Below are 2,153 nucleotides of genomic sequence, written 5' to 3'. Positions count from 1 at the left end.
CGAAACAGCATCGCGCAAAAGCGGCTCAGCGCATGAAGCCGATCCAACGCGGCGGCATCGAGGATCAGAACAGCGACGAGGATACCGTCGGATGGGGCATCGATACGGGTGATTTCAAGGCGTTCACCGGCAACGTCGATTCGCAGATGGAGAGCATCGATGCGGTCAAAGGGGTGCGCGCGGATGAAATCCTCAGCAGCGGCGGAATCGCCTGGAGCGAGGGACATCCTGTGGAGCAGAATTGCCCCAGGGTCGGCATTCGGGGTCCAGAAGATAGGATGATCGAGTGCTGTGTGCTGGGGATCGGCGGCGAAAGCACAACCCCCATTGTTCGGCGACGGCGCGAGCCTGATCGCTATCAAGCTGCCCGCGCGCAGCGAGGCTCTCGTAGGCTTTCCGGTAATCCTCGTTTCGCCGAAGGAATTCCCAAGCAAGCTCGGACGTTGTCAATCGATCGATAAAGTCATAGTCGGCGTCGGTCCGCCAGTCATGTTGTTCAGGCATCCCCTGACCTCCACATACGCTTTACGACTGTGGGCAATGCAAGGGTTACGATCTCAAGTTGCTTTTGTTTTGGGAACAACGAAGGTAGCGTAACGTGATGCGGGTTCTGCACCACCTGGATCGAAGGTCAGTGAAGGGCGGCGCGTATCAGGCCGGAATAGCCCTGCTCGACCATCCACTTCGCCCGAGCCAGATGCGAGGCGTAGATTTGATGAGCGCGTTCTGCGTCTTTCCTGGGATCGAGGCGCAAGACCAACTCGGCAACCTCCTGCCAATCCGCGCCATCGGCATCCGCATCGAGAAGACGCAGATACAGCTTTAGATGCGCCCGGTCGTAGGCGGTGAGCTCCGCGTCAGCCGGCGGATGGTCCATGAGCAAGTTTTTGGTCACACGATCCCCACTACTGAATCCTATCCAAGGTATTGGTGCTTGTTAACGGATTTGTGATGGCAAAACAGAGGTGGAAGCCGCGAATACGGCGCCTCCATACAGTCGGGACAGGATTAGAGCATCTCGCGAACAAGCATAACTCCCACACCACGATCGGAATTGAGGAAGACGATGCCATTGTCTTCGAAAGACCGACGAACCTGATCGCGCGTGGTCTCGTATACCTCGAAGCCGCTTTCGGATTCGAGGCGTTTGAGGGCGGTCAATGATACACGGGCCTTGTCGGCGAGCGTCTCCTGCGTCCAACCAAGCAACGCGCGCGCGGCCCGAGATTGTCGGGCGGTGATCATGCATGATCACCTCCCACATGGACCTACGCACATTCCAAAACTACGACTATTTTAGTCGTTCTTGCTGTGAAACTCCAGCAAAAACCCTATTTGATTCAGCGAATCCGGCGTACGGCCGCGAACTGATTCGGTTTCGGTAAACGCCGCCCGGTTCAAGCGAACGGGTCTATCTCCTTGATGATGGTATCGTCTTCTCCGTCGTATTCGGCGGCGGGCATCACGCTGAGCGTGCCGTCGCCGGCGCGGAAGACAACGATCGTGACCATCAGGGTGGCGGCGAGGCTGAAGGCGAAGGCGTGGGCATCTGCAAGGGACATTTTCCGGCTCCTGTTTGGAGGCGGAGACCATTCCCCGCTCGACAGGCGCCCGATGTGTTTTGGTCCCGGCCGCGATCACCGCCGAGGCGAAGCCTCGCGCGGCGGCATGCTTCGCATAGTCCGACCCTTCATGGGTTGATCGTGGAAGGCCGGGATTGAAACCAAGGTTGCGTCTCAAAGAGCGGGGCAGTGCGCGCTGACGTGAGCCGGAAATCCCTGCATTGCCGGATGTTCGAGCCTGCCGACGGCGCCACCCTGATGGTCTCGATTATCCTTGCGCCATTGGCGACGGTTGCGTGATGCCCGCCGCCGAATATGACTGGGCCGGATCAAGCTGTTCCCGTTCGCCCGAGCCGGATGGAGGCCTCGGCTCGGCCACACCAGGGCAAGCAAACAGCGATCACGATATGATGCGAACATGGGAAAACCCGGCGGCTTGCGCCGCCGGGCCTCTGGCCACCGCTCAGAACGGGATGTCGCTGTCGTCGATGAACTGACCGTCCTCGTTTTCGGTCTGTAAGCGCGCATTTCTAGGCACCTTTTCTGGCTAACGAGATTGAGGCAAAGGGTGTCCACCGATAGAAAGGGTGG

4 protein-coding genes are annotated in these 2,153 nt (G+C 58.9%); 1 reads left to right on the top strand and 3 read right to left on the bottom strand.

Annotation, left to right across the window (positions count from 1 at the left end):
• Positions 1–461: hypothetical protein (locus KWJ32_RS27935; RefSeq protein WP_256886615.1), on the top strand; the 461-nt coding region annotated here is incomplete at its 5' end.
• Positions 462–631: 170 nt separating this feature from the next.
• On the opposite strand, the gene KWJ32_RS27930 is transcribed toward KWJ32_RS27935, so the two are convergent.
• The 3 genes from KWJ32_RS27930 to KWJ32_RS27920 all read right to left on the bottom strand — a co-directional run bounded on the left by KWJ32_RS27930 (position 632) and on the right by KWJ32_RS27920 (position 1,562).
• Positions 632–877, bottom strand: coding sequence for a DUF2285 domain-containing protein (locus tag KWJ32_RS27930; RefSeq protein ID WP_097142998.1), 246 nt, complete (start codon positions 875–877; stop codon positions 632–634).
• A 131-nt stretch (positions 878–1,008) separates the two neighbouring features.
• Positions 1,009–1,245: a helix-turn-helix transcriptional regulator gene (locus KWJ32_RS27925; RefSeq protein WP_097142999.1), complete on the bottom strand. Its 237-nt coding sequence runs from the start codon at positions 1,243–1,245 to the stop codon at positions 1,009–1,011.
• A gap of 152 nt (positions 1,246–1,397) precedes the next feature.
• Positions 1,398–1,562 carry a hypothetical protein gene (locus tag KWJ32_RS27920; protein WP_172965695.1) on the bottom strand — a complete coding sequence of 55 codons (165 nt, stop codon included), beginning with the start codon at positions 1,560–1,562 and terminating at the stop codon, positions 1,398–1,400.
• Positions 1,563–2,153 lie beyond the last annotated feature (591 nt).

The sequence above is a fragment of the Ochrobactrum sp. BTU2 genome, assembly GCF_024539785.1.
Classification (GTDB): domain Bacteria; phylum Pseudomonadota; class Alphaproteobacteria; order Rhizobiales; family Rhizobiaceae; genus Brucella; species Brucella anthropi.
The sequence above is the reverse complement of the archived record's forward strand: the minus strand, read 5'-3'. Positions and strand labels throughout refer to the sequence as shown.